Here is a 15,095-nt window from a genome sequence, read left to right on the forward strand (position 1 = left end):
GTTGGTTACCAACTTGCTCCTAGTTATAGCCACTTGGAAGAGTCCTATAACCACCCTTCACCGAACTGCCCGAAGATGGCGGGAAGTTGTACTGTTCGGTTGTGGAGCCGGAACACGTCTTCGCCCCTGGGCGGAAGAAGCCACAGCGGCCACAGCCCACACCCCGTGAGGTGGCCGACGAACTGCGCGCGCGGATCAGGTCCGGGACGCTGCGGCCGGGGCAGCGCATGCCCACCCAGGCCCGGCTCGCCGCCGAGTTCGGCGTGGAGCGCCCCGCGGTGCGCCAGGCGCTGCGCATCCTGCAGTCCGAGCGCCTGCTCACCAACGTCTCCAGGGGCGCCCCGGCGACCGTCGCCGCCGACCCCGGCAGGGCGCCGGCCGGCCCCTCGGCGCCCCCGCTGCCCACCACGGTGGGCCTCGCGCCCAGGATCGACGCCGCCTTCGAGGCCGAGCACGTCGAGATCGACGCCGTCTGCCTGACCGCGGTCTCCCTCACCCTGGCCCTCGGGGAGCCGCTGCGCCGGATCCACTCCGGGCGGTTGAAACCGGCCAGGGTCGACCTCCGGGTGCTGCTGCCCGGCCGGGACATCGACCTCGCCTTCCCGGTGCCGGTCGAGGGGCGCGACGGCGCGGAGGACCCGCTGCACGAGCGGTGGCTGACCCAGCGCAACGCCCAGGGCCAGGTGCTCCGCCACAACCTGCTCGCCCTGCGCGCCACCCACGGCGTCGAGGTGCGGGTCTCCTTCCGCGCGCTGCCGTTCACCCCGCCGGTGAAGCTGTACGGCGAGGAGGCGCTGTTCGCCTACTACACGCCGGCGCGCGGCGAGGCGCAGATCGACCAGGAGTACCTGGAGACCTACGACGCGCAGGGGGCCCGGTCCCTGCTGTTCGCCTTCGAGCAGGGGACCGTCCTGCGGGACACCACGTTCGTGGAGCAGTCGCGCCGGTGGTTCGACGCGCTGTGGGAGACCATCAGTTCGGAGCTGGTGCTCACGGGCTGACGTCTCCCGCGGACCCGGGGCGGCGGTGGCTCCTCACAGGGCCGGCCTCGTCACCAGCAGCGCGAGCAGGACCGCTCCGGCGGAGCTGATCCCCGGCCGGTTGGACCCGACGCCTATGGCGAGCAGCAGCAGGCCGAGGACGCCGGCCGCGCCGTACTGCCACTGGACGAGCTGTTCGACGGTGACGACCAGGACGGCGGGGACGAGGGCGAGGACGGGCACGGTGCGTTCCTCCTTCGGGGGCGGGTCGGGGCTGCGGAACCAGAAGCTCGCCAACTTGGAAAAGTTGGCAACCAACTATGTTTAAGTTGTTCCCACTTGGCCCCCACTTGCAAACGGCCTTCAAGCAACTCCCGTCAAGTGGATCAAAGTTGTAGCGTTCGGTCGTGACCCAGGAGAACGTCGCAGTGAACGGCAGCAGCAGAGTCCCGCCGCAGGAGATCGCCGACATCCTGCGGGAGCGCATCCGGGCCGGCGAGCTCAAGGCGGGCGACCGCCTGCCCACCCAGGCCGAGCTGGCCGAGGAGTTCGGCGTGGAGCGCGGCACCGTTCGCCAGGCCCTGCGCGCCCTCCAGGAGGACGGCCTGCTCAGCAACGTCAGCAAGGGCAGCCCGCCGCGGATCGCCGAACCGGCCCCCGCCCGGGAGGAGCCCCGGCCGACGACGGTGGGACTGGCGCCGCGCCTGACGGAGGCGTTCTCGACGGCCCACGTGCGGATCGACGCGGTGTGCCTGACCGCCGAGAGCCTGATGCTGGCGCTGAGCGAACCGGTTCGGCACATCCACGAGGGCCGCATCCGCCCCGAGTCGATCGACGTCCGCCTCCTGCTGCCCTCCCGGAGGATCAACCTGGCCTTCCCCGTCCCGGTCGAGGGTCGCGACGGCACCGACGGTCCGGTGCACGAGCGGTGGCTGACCCAGCGCAACGCCCAGGCCCGGGTGCTCCGCCACAACCTGCTCGCCCTGCGCGCCACCCACGGCGTCGAGGTGCGGGTCTCCTTCCGCGCGCTGCCGTTCACCCCGCCGGTGAAGCTGTATGTACCTGCTCAACGGCGAGGAGGCGCTGATCGGCTACTACCTGCTGACCCGGCGCGAGGAGGAGTGGGAGAGCCACACCCTGGAGATGTACGACGCCCTGGGCGCCCAATCCCTCCTCTTCCCCTTCGTGGAGCGGGGCGGGCGGCGGGAGCGGGCGTTCGTGGAGGAATCCCAGAAGTGGTTCGACGCCCTCTGGGAAACCATCACGACGGACCTGACGCTCTCCTAGTCGGCCCCTGAGACGGGACGGACCCATGCGGTGACGGCCGAGAAGCGGAACGGGGCAGGGACCGGCCACGGGACCGACGCCGACGGCGGACCGGACGGACCGCGGAACCCGGCCGAAGCCACCGTCCCGCTGGACCTCGGGTCGGCGCCGGCCCCGGACCGGATCGCGGACGCGCTCCTGAGCCGGCGCCGGGACCACGCGCCGGCCGGCGGCGACGCGGCGGGCCGACCGGCCGGCGCGGGCCGTGGCCGTAGGCTCGCCGCATGAGCGAGATCGGCCTGCGGGAGCGCAAGAAGCGGCGGATGTACCGGACCGTGTCGGACATCGCCGTCCGGCTCTTCCTGGAGCGCGGCTTCGACGCCGTGTCCGTCGCCGAGGTGGCGGCCGCGGCCGAGATCTCCAAGCCGACGCTCTTCCGGTACTTCCCGGCGAAGGAGGACCTCGTCCTGTACCGGATCGCCGACCACGAGGGCGAGGCGGCCCGGGTGGCCGCGGAGGGGCCGACGCCGGTCGAGGCGCTGCGGCGGCACTTCCTGGACGGACTGCGGCGGTGCGATCCGGTCACCGGGCTCAACGACGATCCCGAGGTGCTGGCCTTCCACACGCTGCTGTACGGCACACCGGCGCTGGTGGCGCGGCTGTACGGGCATCTGGAGCGGTCCGAGGAGGCACTGGCCGGGGCGCTCGGGGGCGGGCTCGACGCGCGGCTGGCGGCGGGGCAGATCATCGCCGTACGGCGGATCCTCGCGCAGGAGAACTGGCGGCGGATCGCGGCGGGGGAGCGGGTCGAGGACGTGCGGGACGACGCGGTGGCGGCGGCCGGGCGGGCGTTCGGGGCGCTGGCGGAGACGCTGTCACGATTGTTGGACTGAGTAAAAAATGTAACTCGGTTGCTTTACTTGGTACGCTCGGTGGAATGACACCACCCGAGCACGCCCTCGACCGGGAACGCGCCCACCACGACCGCTGCCGCACCGCCCTCGCCGCCATGGCCGCCGGCGCCGACGAACGGGTCGTCACCGGCGAGGACGTCTCCGCCTCCGGAGCCGACGCCGAGGTCCTCGGGTACCGGCTGCGCAGCCACGCCGAGGAACTGCGGGAACTGCCCCCGGGGCCGCTGTTCTTCGGGCGGCTGGACTTCGCGCGGGGCGACACCGGTCACCCGGGGCAGAGCTACCACGTCGGACGGCTGCGGATCACCGAGCACCCCGCCGCCCCGCCCCTCGTCGTCGACTGGCGGGCGCCCGTCTCCCGCGCCTTCTACCAGGCCACCGCCCGCGATCCGCAGGGCGTCGCCGTGCGCCGGCGGTTCGGCTGGGCGCCCGGCAGCCGGGGCGACTCCGCCGATCTGACCGGTCTGGAGGACGAACACCTGGAGCGGGGGGAGGAGCGGGTCAGCGACATCGTCGCCCGGGAGATCGAGCGGCCCCGCACCGGCCCCATGCGGGACATCGCGGCCACCATCCAGCCCGAGCAGGACGACCTCGTCCGCGGGGACCTCGGCCTCTCCGTGTGCGTGCAGGGCGCCCCCGGCACCGGCAAGACCGCCGTCGGCCTGCACCGGGCGGCCTACCTGCTCCACACCCATCCGCAGCGCGTCCGGCGCGGCGGGCTGCTCGTCCTCGGCCCCAACCCCACCTTCCTCTCCTACATCTCCGAGGTCCTGCCCGCCCTCGGCGAGACCGGGGTGCGGCAGTCGACCCTCGCCGAGGAGATCGCCCGGCACCCCGTCACCGGGACCGACGACGAGCGCACCGCCGTCGTCAAGCACGACGTCCGGATGGCCGAGGTGCTGCGCCGGGCCCTGTACGCACGGGTGCGCACGGCCCCGGCCGGCTCCCTCGCCGTGCCCGACGGCTCGTACCGCTGGCGCCTGGAACCGGAGGAGCTGGCGCGGATCGTGACGGAGGTACGGGCCGGGCAGCCGCCGTACGGCGTCGGGCGGGAGCGGGTGCGGGCCCGGATCGTGCGGGCCGTGCGGGAACGGGCCGAGCGGCGCGCCGGCCCGCGCGGCACCGCCTGGGAGCGCCGGATCGAGCGGGCGCGGCCGGTGTCGGCGTACGTCGACGGCGTGTGGCCGCGTGCGCGGGCGGAGGAGGTGGTGGCCGGGCTGCTGGGCGATCCCGAGGCGCTGGCCGTCGCCGCCGAGGGGCTGCTGGACGACGGGGAGCAGAAGGCGGTGCGGTGGACGGGACCGCCGCGGTCGTGGAAGTCGGCGCGCTGGTCGGCCGCGGACCTGGTGCTGCTCGACGAGGTCGCCGGGCTGGTCGAGCACCCCGAGGGGTACGGGCACGTCGTGGTCGACGAGGCCCAGGACCTCTCCCCGATGGAGTGCCGGGCCATCGCCCGGCGGACCGCCTTCGGCTCGCTCACCGTGCTGGGCGACCTCGCGCAGGGGACGACCCCCTGGGCGGCCCGCTCGTGGCCGGAGGCGCTGCGGCACCTGGGGAAGCCGGACGCGCCCGTGACCCCGCTGACCACGGGCTTCCGGGTGCCGCGGGCGGTGGTCGCGCTCACCAACCGGCTCCTGGAACGGCTGGACGTCGACGTGCCGGCGACCCGCTCCCCGCGCGGCGACGGCGAGCTGCGCACGCGGCGGGTCGCCGGGCCGGACGGGGTGCCGGACGCGGTCGTGGCCGCCGTGCGGGACGCGCTGGGGCGGGAGGGCTCCATCGGCGTCGTGGCGGCGGACGCGGACGTGCCCCGGCTGCGGCGGGCGCTGGCCGGGGCGGGGGTGGAGGCGTCGGGTCCGCAGGCGCCGGGCGCACGGGTCGCGGTGGTGCCGGCGAGCCTCGTCAAGGGCCTGGAGTACGACCACGTGGTGGCCGTCGAACCCGCGGCGATCGCGGAGGCGGAGGAGCGGGGGCTGCACCGGCTGTACGTGGTGCTGACCCGGGCGGTGTCCCGGCTGGAGGTGGTGCGGGCGCGGGAGCTGCCCTTCTGACGCCCGCTCAGCGGCGGGCGAGCACCTCGGCGACCCGGGTGAAGCCGTCCGTGCCGTGCCCGAGCGCGATGACCCGCCGGGCCTGTCCCTCGATCACCCGCATCACGCTCGCGTCGATGCCGTGGGCCTCGGAGGCGTGGACGACGTGGGCCATGGTCGAGGCGGCCGAGGTGATCGGGTTCAGCTCGCCCGAGTACGTGCCCGCGTCGGTGTCGGCCGCGAACTCGGTGAACAGGGGCGGGAGGATCGCGGCGATCCCCTGGGCGAAGGGGGCGAGCTCCGTCGCGGTGACGCCCTCCGCGCGGGCCACGGCGAGGGCGTGGGTGTAACCGGCCATCGCCGTCCAGAAGACGTCGAGCAGCGCGATGTCGTACGCCGCCGCCCGGCCGATCTCCTCCCCGAGGTGGGTGTGGCTGCCGCCGAGCGCCGCCAGCACGGGCCGGTGCTCCCGGTACAGCTCCTCGGGGCCGCTGAGGAGGAGGACCGCGTCGTCCGTGCCGATGGCCGGGGTCGGGGTCATGATCGCCCCGTCCAGGTAGCGGACGCCGTGCCGGCCGGCCCACTCGGCCGTGTCCCGGGCGCGTCCGGGGGTGTCGGCGCTCAGGTTCACGACCGTGCGGCCCTTGAGGGCGGCGGCGACGGCCTCCTGGCGCAGCACCGCGTCCGAGGCGTCGTAGTTCACCACGCAGACGACGGTGAGCGGGGCGGCGGCGACCGCCTCCTCGGGCGAGGCCGCCGAGGCCGCGCCCCGGGCGGTCAGCTCGGCGTCCCGGCCGGGCGTGCGGTTCCAGACGGTGGTGCGCACCCCCGCGTCCAGGAACGCGCCGGCCAGCGCCCGGCCCATCGGACCGAGACCGAGGACGGTGACGGAGGGCTGGTCGGTGTGCGTGGACATGTTAGAACTCCCTTGATATTCATGGCAATTACTGAGGAAAGGGGCGGGGCATGGTGCACCGGCGCCACGATCCGGACGTCTGCGGGGTGACCGCCGCGATCGCCGTGATCGAGGGCAAGTGGAAGACCACGCTGCTGTGGCTGCTGGAGTCCGGCCCGCACCGGCCGGCCGCACTGCGGCGGAAGGTGCCGGGCCTCACCGAGAAGGTGCTGACCCAGGCGCTGCGCGAGATGGAGGCGGACGGACTGGTGCGCCGGGAGGTGCACGACGTACTGCCGCCGAAGACGGTCTACTCCCTGACCGCGTTCGGCCGCGAGCTCGCCGGGGCGCTGGCTCCCCTGTCCGACTGGGGTCACCGCCGCCTGGAGAGGCTGACCGGGGCCCCGGCCTCCTGACGGGCGGCCGTTCCCGCTCCCTTCCCGTCCGGCGCCCGCAACCAGGTTCGCCGGGCGCCGCCGCGCTGCCAAGTACGCACAAAAAAGTGCGTGTGCCCGCCGTCGGGACGCCTCGTGGCGCTCGTGCGGCCGCGTTAGGATCCGGTGTTCCGCACGCAGGCACGCAGGGGAGTCACGTGAGCGAGACCGAGGGCACCGCCGCCCCCCGCCCCCTGCTGCTGGCCGACGGCCGGCCGGCCGCGCGGGCCTGGTCGCTGGACCCCGCCCTGCGCCACCTCAACCACGGTTCGTTCGGCGCCGTACCCCTGGTCGCCCAGGAGCGGCAGCAGGAGTTGCGCGCGCGGATGGAGGGCGCCCCGGTGGTGTGGTTCTCCGAGCTGCCGCGGCGGCTCGCGGCGGCCCGGGCCGACCTCGCCGCCTTCCTCGGCGCGGACCCCGGCGACCTCGCCCTGGTGCCGAACGCGAGTGCCGGCGCGAGCGTCGTGTACGCGGGCCTGGACCACCGGGGCGGCGGGGAGATCGTCGTCACCGACCACGGCTACGGCGCCGTGACGACGGGCGCCGAACGGCTGGCCCGCCGCTGGGGCGGCCGGGTGCGCACCGCCGGGGTGCCGCTGGACGCCGACGAGGAGCAGGCGTACGAGGCGGTGATGGCCGAGGTGGGCGAGGCCACCGGGCTCGTCGTCCTGGACCAGGTCACCTCGGCGACCGCCCGCCGGCTGCCGGTGGAGCGGATCAGTGCTCAGACGCGGCGGCGCGGCGTCCCGCTGCTCGTGGACGGCGCGCACGCGCCCGGCCTGATCGCCGCCCCGCTCGAGGGGTGGGACGGCGACTTCTGGACGGGCAACCTGCACAAATGGGGCTGCGCGCCGCGCGGCACCGCGGCCCTGGTGGCGCGCGGTCCGCTGCGGGAGGGGCTGTACCCGCTGATCGACTCGTGGGGCGCCGCCGACCCGTACCCCGACCGCTTCGACCAGCAGGGCACGCTCGACGCGACCGGCCCGCTGGCCGCGGCGACGGCCCTCGACTTCGTCGACCGCGTCTGGGGCTGGCCCGCCGCCCGCCGGTACATGGACGAGCTGGCCGGTTACGGCGCGCGGATCGTGGGCGCCGCGCTCACCGAACTGACCGGTGCGGACGCGTCCGTCGACGTCGGCATGCCCGTGCCCGGCATGCGGCTGGTGCGGCTGCCCGACGGCCTCGGCGAGAGCCGCATCGCGGCCGACGCCCTGCGCGACCGGGCCCCCGCGGAGCTGGGCGTCGAGGCGGCGTTCACCAGCTTCCGCGGAGTCGGCTACCTGCGGCTGTCCGCGCACGTCTACAACACGGCCGAGGACTACGAGTACTTCGCCGAGAAGTGCGTCCCCGTCCTCGGCGAGTGGGCCCGCGCGGCCCGGTGAGGGGTGCCGCGCGGGCGGCCCGGTGACGCTTCGCGGCCCGCCGTTCGCGCCACGGGTTCCCGCCGTTCGCGGCAGGCCTCCCGCCGGGCCGGGCCGGGCCGGGGCGTCCGGCGGCGGGCCGGCGTCGGTCCCGTTCCTCACCGGGGCGCCGTCGGGCGGGCCGGTCACGCCTTTCGGCCGGCCTCCCGCGCCACGCGCTCCAGACGGTCCCGGTAGGCCTTCCACCAGGCCGGATCGTCCGACGGCAGACTGGTGCCGGTCGGGCTCTCCCCCGCGGCGCCGTCCATGAGTTCGCGGAGGATGTCGGCGTGGCCGGCGTGCCGGTGGGTGTCGGCGATCACGCGGACCACGGCGTGGTGCAGCGTCAGCTCGTCCCTGCCGTCCGGCCACCACGGCACCCGGCCGGTCGTGTCCAGCGGCAGCGCCTCGATCGTCGCGTCCGCGTGCGCCCACGCCCGGCGGTACAGACCGGTGACGTCCTCGCGCGACTCCTCGGCGGTGGCCCACATGTCCCCGTTCGGTTCCGCGCCGTCCGCGAGCCAGGGCATCGGCTCGCCGGACGGCCGGCCGAAGGTGTCGCCGAGGTAGCCCAGTTCCACGCCGGCCGCGTGCTTCACCAGCCCCAGCAGGTTGGTGCCGGTCGGTGTCAGCGGGCGGCGGACGTCGTACTCGGGGAGGCCGTCGAGCTTCCACAGCAGGGCGTCGCGGGCTTCCTGGAGATAGCGGCGGAGGTCGGACTTGGCGGCATCGGTCGCGGCGGTCATGCGGGCCAGTCTGCCGTGCGCGGCCCGCCGGGCCGGCGGCCTTCGCGCACGAGGGTGCCTCCGGGCACATCGTTCACCTCGCGCCGGGCCCGGTCCTCTCGGCGAACGCGTCGCCGGTCCCGGGGCCCGGCGACGTCCACCGGCCCGGCGGTGCCGTCGACGAGGGCGAGCACGAGGCCGCGGGTCGGCCCGAGGCCGGTCCGCACCCGGTCGTCCGCCGCCGGGGCGCGGCCGGTGACCGAGGGGCGTGACGTCGGGACGAGGAACGCGGCCCCGTCCCGGAGGAGGGAGAACGGGACGGGAGGGGCGCCGTCCGGAGGCCGACGTCGTTCTCGGGTCTCGCGCGGGTGTCCCGCACCCGTTGCCCGAGTCCGCGCGGCGGAGCGTCCGTCATGGCTTCTCCCCGCCCTGGTGCACGTCAGCGTGCGAGGGCGGCCGGCGACGCGGCCTCCCAGGCGAACCCGTCCGGGTCGGTGAAGGCGCCCGCGCCGCCGCCGATCACCAGCCGGTGCGATCCGCCGCCCTCCTCGGGGACGCCGAGGTCCTTGGCGAGGGCACGGCGCCGGTACAGCGCCAGCTTCACGGGGCTCGACGCCCCGCCGGCGAACTCGGCGTACGTACGGCCGAAGCTCTTCGCCACGGTGAGGCCCCGCGCGACGTAGAACCGCTTGCTCGCGGCCACGTCCGCGACGCCGAGCAGCAGCACGATCTCGTCGATCCGCCGGGTGACGGGGCCGCGGTCCTTCTTCGCCGAGGTCGCGACCTTCCAGATCGTCCCGTCCGGGTCCCGCACGACGCCCCCGTACCCCCAGAGCGACTTCGCGGCCGGCTTCAGCGGTACGGCGCCGGCGTCCACGGCGGTGCCGATGAGGCTGTCGACGTCGCCGGGCTGGGAGACCGTGAGCCCCAGGGTGAACCCGCGAAACCCGTGCGTGGCCTCCTCCGAGGCCCGCAGACGGATCTGCCCGTCCAGCCCGAAGGCGGCGGAGTGGAAACGGCGGGCGGCCGCGGTGTCGGCCACGTCGAGGGTCACGCTTTCGATGGATGCCATGCCCACCACGCTAGGCGCGCGCGGCCGTCCGGGGCTTCTCGAATCCTGACCGGTCCTCCCCGTGGCGGCGGTCTCAGCCCTTGACGGCCTCCGCGATCCGCAGGGCGGCCTCGGCCGGGGTGAGGCGGGTGGTGTCGACGACCTCGGCGTCGGCGTGCAGCCAGGTGCGGGCCGCCTCGGCGTAGGGCTCCAGGTGGCTGAGGCGGAACGGGGAGTCGGGGCCGAGGACGGTGTCCCCCGCGATGCGCGCGCGGAGGGTCTCCCGGTCGGCGTGCAGGACGAAGTGGCGTACCGGGACGGCGTGGCGGGCGAGGCCCGCGCTGATCTCGCGCCAGTACTCCTCGACCAGGACGGTCATGGGCATCACCAGGGTGCCGCCGGTGTAGTCGAGGACCCGGCGGGCGGTCTCGACGACGAGCGGCCGCCACGGCGGCCAGTGCTGGAAGTTGTCCGTCATGGGCAGCCTTGGTGTGATGTCCATGAGCGTCTCGCCGACCTTCTCGGCGTCGAACACCCGTGAGTCCGGGAGCAGTCGCTGCACGAGCGCGGCGGTCGTCGTCTTGCCCGCGCCGTGGGTGCCGTTGATCCATACGATCATGGCCCCACGCTAGCGCCCCACGTGTCCGCACCCGCTCGGCCCACGGCAGGGCCATGGCGTGCCGGCCGGGCCGCGTGCGCGGGAAGTCCCCGGCCCGGGCGAGGAAGTCACCGGCGTCCTCGGTGAGGTGCCGTCCGTCCGGGCGCGTGCTTCACGATCCCTCCTCGCCGCGGGCGCGCACGGGCGGTTTCCGGCTCCCGAGCGTGCCGTGGCGCACTTTTGCAAGCAGGTGCTTGCAAGAGTTAGCGCGATGGGGCAGTGTGGAGGCATGGCCTCGCTCAACGTCGGCAATCTCGGTGAGTACCTGCGCGAGCAGCGGCGCAGCGCACAGTTGTCGCTGCGGCAGCTCGCCGAGGCCGCCGGGGTGTCCAATCCGTACCTCAGCCAGATCGAGCGCGGGCTGCGCAAGCCGAGCGCGGAGGTCCTGCAGCAGGTCGCCAAGGCGCTGCGGATCTCCGCCGAGACGCTGTACGTCCGGGCCGGGATCCTCGATGCCGAGCGGGACCGGTCCGAGGTGGAGACGCGGGCCGCCGTCCTCGCCGATCCCACGCTGACCGAGCGTCAGAAGCAGGTGCTGCTCCAGATCTACGAGTCGTTCCGCAAGGAGAACGGGTTTGGGATCGCCGAGGACGGTGAGACGACGCCCGCGGATCCCGCCGACGCCCCGGCGGACGGCACGATCGGCGACGGCGACAGCGACACCGGTCCGCGGCGGACGGCCGGCTGAGCCGGACCAGGGCGCCGGCCGCCCGCCGCGGACCACATGAAACCCCCAGTCGACAACGCATCCGGGAGGACCCTCACCATGGCCATCACCGACGATCTGCGCAAGACCCTCAGCGACCCGACCCCGCTCTACTTCGCCGCCGGCACCGCCGACCTCGCGCTGCAGCAGGCCAAGAAGGTGCCGGCCCTGGTGGAGCAGCTGCGCGCGGAGGCCCCGGCCCGTATCGAGGCCGTGCGCAACACCGACCCCAAGGCCGTCCAGGAGCGGGCGACCGTCCGGGTCCGGGAGACGCAGGAGACGCTCCAGACCAAGGTCGGCGAGCTCTTCGGCTCGCTCGACACCGACCTGAAGAAGCTCGGTGAGAGCGCCCAGGACCTCGCGCTGCGCGGGGTCGGCATCGCCGCCGAGTACGCCGTCAAGGCCCGGGAGACCTACGAGAAGGTCGCCGAGCACGGCGAGCAGGCCGTGAAGACCTGGCGCGGCGAAGCCGCCGAGAGCATCGAGGACATCGCCGTCGCGGTCGAGCCGCCGGCCGAGCCGAAGCCCGCGCCCCGGCTGGAGCCGGTCGAGGTCAAGGACGACAAGCCCGCCGCCGCCGGGGACGCCGAGGTGAAGAAGCCCGTCGCCAGGAAGCCCCCGGTGCGCAAGGCCACGGTGAAGAAGCCGACGCCGCCCGCGAAGTAGCAGGAGGCGGGGCGGAACCGGACGGGCCGGGCACTCTCGCGGTGCCCGGCCCGTTGTCCGGGTAGCCGACCGCCGGATGCGGGTACGGTGACGGCGTAGAGGACGAGCCGAGTCTGGTGGTGGACGTTGTGCTGATGCAGGGCTTCGCGGGGTTCATGTGGTTGCTGAGCGTGGCCCTGATCGTGTTCAGCGGCTTCGCGCTGATCGACGCCGCCACGCGTCGTGAGGACGCCTACCGCGCGGCGGACAAGAAGACCAAGCCGTTCTGGCTGCTCGTCCTCGGCCTCGCCTTCGTGGTGAACCTGATCTTCAACATCCTGTCGTTCCTGCCGGTCATCGGACTGATCGCGACCATCGTGTACATGGTCGACGTCCGCCCGGCCCTGCGCGGTCTCTCCGGCGGTGGGCGCTCCCGCAGGGGCTCCAGCAGCGACGGCCCCTACGGCCCGTACAACGGCGGCCGTTGACGGGGGGCGGCCCCGCCGTTCACGCCGCCCGGTCCAGCAGCAGCACCGCCACGTCGTCCGTCAGCTCGCCCCCGTTGAGGTCCCGGACCTCGTTGACGGCGGTGCGCAGCAGCTCCTCCCCGCGCAGTCCCGCGGAGAGCCGGCGGCGGATCATCTCCACCATGCCGTCCTGGCCGAGCCGCTCCCCGGTGTCGCCGACCCGGCCCTCGATCAGGCCGTCGGTGTAGAGCATCAGGCTCCACTCGGCGCCCAGCTCCACCTGCGTCCGCGGCCAGCGGGCGCCCGGCAGCAGGCCGAGCGCCGGGCCGTTGTCGTCGTACGGCAGCAGACGCGCGGGGTGTCCGGGGCGGGCGAGCAGCGGCGACGGGTGGCCGGCCAGGCACAGGCCCGCCCGGCGGCCGTCCGGCGCGATGTCCACCGCGCACAGGGTCGCGAAGATCTCGTCGTCCGGCCGTTCGTGCTCCAGCACCTGCTGCAGCGTGCCCAGCAGCCGGTCCCCGCACAGCCCCGCGAGGGTCAGCGCGCGCCAGGCGATGCGCAGCTCCACACCGAGGGCGGCCTCGTCCGGGCCGTGCCCGCAGACGTCGCCGATCATGGCGTGCACGGTGCCGTCCGGGGTGCGGACGACGTCGTAGAAGTCCCCGCCGAGCAGGGCGCGGGAGCGGCCGGGGCGGTAGCGGGCGGCGAACCGCAGCGGGGAGCCGTCCAGCAGCGGGGTGGGCAGCAGGCCGCGTTCCAGCCGGCGGTTCTCCTGGGCGCGCACGCGGCCCTCGGCGAGCCGCCGCTCGGCGGAGTCGGACCGCTTGCGCTCCACCGCGTACCGGATCGCCCGGCTCAGCAGCCGGCCGTCCAGCTCGTCGCGGACGAGGTAGTCCTGGGCGCCCACCCGTACGGCCTCCGCGCCGCGTTCGGCGTCGTCGGCGCCGGTGAGCGCGAGGACGGCGTGCCGGGGCGCGAGCTCCAGGACGTGTTTGAGCACGGCGAGCTCGTCGTCACCGTCGCCCGCCCGGCCCGGCGCGGGCAGCGCGAGGTCCAGCAGGATGCAGTGCACGTCGTCGGTCAGCAGCCGTCCGGCCTCGGTGAGGTTGCGGGCGGTGCGGACGCGGATCGGCTTGCCGGACCGGTCGAGCAGTTCCGGCACGATCGGCGACCCGCCGGGGTCGTCCTCGATCAGCAGCAGCGTGAGGTGGGCGGGGGCGGGCGTCTCGGGCCGGTCCGGCGCGGAGCCGGCCCGGTCCGTGGCGTTCTCGGACGGGTTGGCCGCGCGCGGGGCCGTCACCTTGGCCTCCGAGGAGTCCTGGGCGGAGCCGCCGTTCGGTGCGGCGGCCGGCGCCTGACCGCTTTCCGCGGCCGGGATCGTTCTCTGCCGCGGTACGGGTGCGGGCATTGTCGCGGGTTCCTTCCCTCCCCCCGAGGGCACGGTGGGGGCTTTGGCCGTAGGCCCGTGCCCGGCTCCCACCTCCGGGTGCGAGCAGGGGACGCCCCCTTCGAACGGGGACCATAGCGGCTGACGGCGCCGCGGCGGAATGGTGCGAACCACGCCGCTCCGCCCTCGGCCACCGTCATATGCCGCGTTCACCAGCGCAGTTGGACAGGGTGCGGACGCCATCGGGATGACGAACGTCACGTCCGCGGGGGTCCGGTCGCGAGATCGACGTGTACTGGGTCACATGGCGCGTGTCACCGGGCAGTTGAGCAGGCGGGTGAGCAGGCGGTTGAGCAGGCGGCCGAGGGGGCGGTCGGGAGGGTGCGAACCGCTCAGCCGTCGTCCGCGTCCGGCCGTACCACCCCGAGGATCGGCATCGATCCGGCTCCCGCGAGCGTCACCGTCCGCCCGGGGCGCGGGGCGTGCACCATCGTGCCGTCCCCGACGTACATCCCCACGTGGCTGGCGTCGTCGAAGTAGATGATGAGGTCGCCGGGCCGCATGTCCTCGACGTCGACGCGCTTCAGCTGCTGCCACTGCGCCTGCGAGGTGCGCGGCATGCTCCGTCCGGCCGAGATCCAGGCCTGCGAGGTCAGTCCGGAGCAGTCGTACGTGTTCGGCCCCTCGGCGCCCCACTGGTACGGCTTCCCGATCTGCGCGGTGGCGTACGCGACGGCCTTGCCGCCCTGCTCCGTCGCCTTCCCCCTGATCTCGTCGAGGATGCCGGAGCCCAGCCACGAGGCCTGCGCCTCGGCGGCGGCCTGCTGCTCCAGCAGGGCCAGGCGCTCCTTCTCCTCCTCCTCCAGCTCGGACTCGAGCTTCTCGGCCGCCTCGATCCGCTTCTCGATCTTCTTCTGCGCCTCGGCCTTGGCCCGGCGGCCCGTCTCGAGCTTCTTCATCTGCGCTTCGGCGTCCTGCGCGTACTGCTCCAGGTCCTGCTGGGTGCGGGTCATCTCGCCGAGCAGGCCCCTGGTCGCGTGCTCGCCCTGGCGCACCCGGCCCGCGCCGTCGAGGAACTCCTGCGGATCGTCGCTCAGCATCAGGTGGGCCTCGGGCGGAAGCCCGCCGCCGCGGTACTGGGCGGCGGCCGCGGCGCCCGCGCGGGCCTTCAGCTCGTCCAGCCTCTCCCGGCCCTCGACGATCTTCTTCGCCAGCCGGACGACCTGGGCGGACTGCTGTCGCGCCTTCTCCTCGGCGGCGTTGTACTCCTCGGTGGCGACGGCCGCCGCGCGATAGAGCTTGTCGAGCTTCTCGCGCACCGCCTCCAGGTCCCGGTCGGAGACCACGGTGACGCTCGCGGTCGTGCCGGGGGGCGGCGGGGGAGTGGGAGCCGCGAACGCCGTACCGGGCGACGCCAGCACGGTGACCGCGCAGACCACGGTCACGGCCGCCGTGAGCAACCCTCGCCTGCCCGTCCGCATGACGCACACCCCCGTTGATTAACCGTCAGTAACATACGGTCGCCCAGGGGATGCTG

15 protein-coding genes and 1 pseudogene are annotated in these 15,095 nt (G+C 74.4%); 9 read left to right on the forward strand and 7 right to left on the reverse strand.

Annotated elements, in window-relative coordinates; genetic code table 11:
* Positions 1-86 precede the first annotated feature (86 nt).
* Positions 87-1,001 carry a GntR family transcriptional regulator gene (locus ADK41_RS27200; protein WP_107086068.1) on the forward strand — a complete coding sequence of 305 codons (915 nt, stop codon included), beginning with the start codon at positions 87-89 and terminating at the stop codon, positions 999-1,001.
* 33 nt (positions 1,002-1,034) lie between these two features.
* Here the strand turns inward: ADK41_RS27200 and ADK41_RS27205 are convergent, their stop codons facing one another.
* Positions 1,035-1,277 carry a hypothetical protein gene (locus ADK41_RS27205; RefSeq protein ID WP_380954475.1) on the reverse strand — a complete coding sequence of 81 codons (243 nt, stop codon included), beginning with the start codon at positions 1,275-1,277 and terminating at the stop codon, positions 1,035-1,037.
* A 131-nt stretch (positions 1,278-1,408) separates the two neighbouring features.
* Here ADK41_RS27205 and ADK41_RS27210 point away from each other — a divergent pair.
* The 3 genes and pseudogenes from ADK41_RS27210 (at position 1,409) to ADK41_RS27225 (ending at position 5,211) form a co-directional block, all read left to right on the forward strand.
* Positions 1,409-2,267 (forward strand): annotated as a pseudogene (locus ADK41_RS27210) (GntR family transcriptional regulator).
* 263 nt (positions 2,268-2,530) lie between these two features.
* The gene (locus ADK41_RS27220; RefSeq protein ID WP_030829389.1) at positions 2,531-3,139 is read left to right on the forward strand and encodes a TetR family transcriptional regulator; all 609 of its coding nucleotides are present in this window, start codon (positions 2,531-2,533) and stop codon (positions 3,137-3,139) included.
* A gap of 44 nt (positions 3,140-3,183) precedes the next feature.
* Positions 3,184-5,211: a HelD family protein gene (locus ADK41_RS27225; protein ID WP_030829386.1), complete on the forward strand. Its 2,028-nt coding sequence runs from the start codon at positions 3,184-3,186 to the stop codon at positions 5,209-5,211.
* Positions 5,212-5,218: 7 nt separating this feature from the next.
* Here the strand turns inward: ADK41_RS27225 and ADK41_RS27230 are convergent, their stop codons facing one another.
* Positions 5,219-6,106: an NAD(P)-dependent oxidoreductase gene (locus ADK41_RS27230; RefSeq protein WP_030829383.1), complete on the reverse strand. Its 888-nt coding sequence runs from the start codon at positions 6,104-6,106 to the stop codon at positions 5,219-5,221.
* Positions 6,107-6,156: 50 nt separating this feature from the next.
* On the opposite strand from ADK41_RS27230, the gene ADK41_RS27235 reads away from it, so the two are divergent.
* Both ADK41_RS27235 and ADK41_RS27240 read left to right on the forward strand, forming a co-directional pair.
* A complete protein-coding gene (locus ADK41_RS27235; RefSeq protein WP_030829379.1) occupies positions 6,157-6,501 on the forward strand; it encodes a winged helix-turn-helix transcriptional regulator in 345 nt (114 codons plus the stop codon).
* A 176-nt stretch (positions 6,502-6,677) separates the two neighbouring features.
* Positions 6,678-7,901, forward strand: a complete 1,224-nt coding sequence (locus ADK41_RS27240) for an aminotransferase class V-fold PLP-dependent enzyme (RefSeq protein WP_030829377.1) — start codon at positions 6,678-6,680, stop codon at positions 7,899-7,901.
* A 164-nt stretch (positions 7,902-8,065) separates the two neighbouring features.
* On the opposite strand, the gene ADK41_RS27245 is transcribed toward ADK41_RS27240, so the two are convergent.
* The 3 genes from ADK41_RS27245 to ADK41_RS27260 all read right to left on the reverse strand — a co-directional run bounded on the left by ADK41_RS27245 (position 8,066) and on the right by ADK41_RS27260 (position 10,314).
* Positions 8,066-8,665 carry a DinB family protein gene (locus ADK41_RS27245; protein WP_030829374.1) on the reverse strand — a complete coding sequence of 200 codons (600 nt, stop codon included), beginning with the start codon at positions 8,663-8,665 and terminating at the stop codon, positions 8,066-8,068.
* Between the two features lie 418 nt (positions 8,666-9,083).
* Positions 9,084-9,716, reverse strand: coding sequence for a glyoxalase (locus tag ADK41_RS27255; RefSeq protein WP_030829368.1), 633 nt, complete (start codon positions 9,714-9,716; stop codon positions 9,084-9,086).
* A 73-nt stretch (positions 9,717-9,789) separates the two neighbouring features.
* Positions 9,790-10,314, reverse strand: a complete 525-nt coding sequence (locus ADK41_RS27260) for an AAA family ATPase (protein ID WP_030829365.1) — start codon at positions 10,312-10,314, stop codon at positions 9,790-9,792.
* Between the two features lie 268 nt (positions 10,315-10,582).
* Between ADK41_RS27260 and ADK41_RS27265 the strand changes: the two genes are divergently transcribed.
* The 3 genes from ADK41_RS27265 to ADK41_RS27275 all read left to right on the forward strand — a co-directional run bounded on the left by ADK41_RS27265 (position 10,583) and on the right by ADK41_RS27275 (position 12,192).
* Positions 10,583-11,041, forward strand: coding sequence for a helix-turn-helix domain-containing protein (locus ADK41_RS27265; RefSeq protein WP_030829362.1), 459 nt, complete (start codon positions 10,583-10,585; stop codon positions 11,039-11,041).
* A gap of 78 nt (positions 11,042-11,119) precedes the next feature.
* Positions 11,120-11,725, forward strand: coding sequence for a hypothetical protein (locus ADK41_RS27270; RefSeq protein WP_030829359.1), 606 nt, complete (start codon positions 11,120-11,122; stop codon positions 11,723-11,725).
* Between the two features lie 134 nt (positions 11,726-11,859).
* The gene (locus ADK41_RS27275; RefSeq protein ID WP_030829356.1) at positions 11,860-12,192 is read left to right on the forward strand and encodes a DUF2516 family protein; all 333 of its coding nucleotides are present in this window, start codon (positions 11,860-11,862) and stop codon (positions 12,190-12,192) included.
* A 19-nt stretch (positions 12,193-12,211) separates the two neighbouring features.
* Here ADK41_RS27275 and ADK41_RS27280 read toward each other — a convergent pair whose 3' ends face one another.
* The gene (locus ADK41_RS27280) at positions 12,212-13,579 is read right to left on the reverse strand and encodes a PP2C family protein-serine/threonine phosphatase (RefSeq protein WP_030829353.1); all 1,368 of its coding nucleotides are present in this window, start codon (positions 13,577-13,579) and stop codon (positions 12,212-12,214) included.
* A 371-nt stretch (positions 13,580-13,950) separates the two neighbouring features.
* On the reverse strand, positions 13,951-15,039 hold the full coding sequence (locus ADK41_RS27285; RefSeq protein WP_030829350.1) for a C40 family peptidase: 1,089 nt from the start codon (positions 15,037-15,039) through the stop codon (positions 13,951-13,953).
* Between the last annotated feature and the right edge of the window lie 56 nt (positions 15,040-15,095).

This window comes from Streptomyces caelestis, from assembly GCF_001279005.1.
Classification (GTDB): Bacteria; Actinomycetota; Actinomycetes; order Streptomycetales; family Streptomycetaceae; genus Streptomyces; species Streptomyces heliomycini.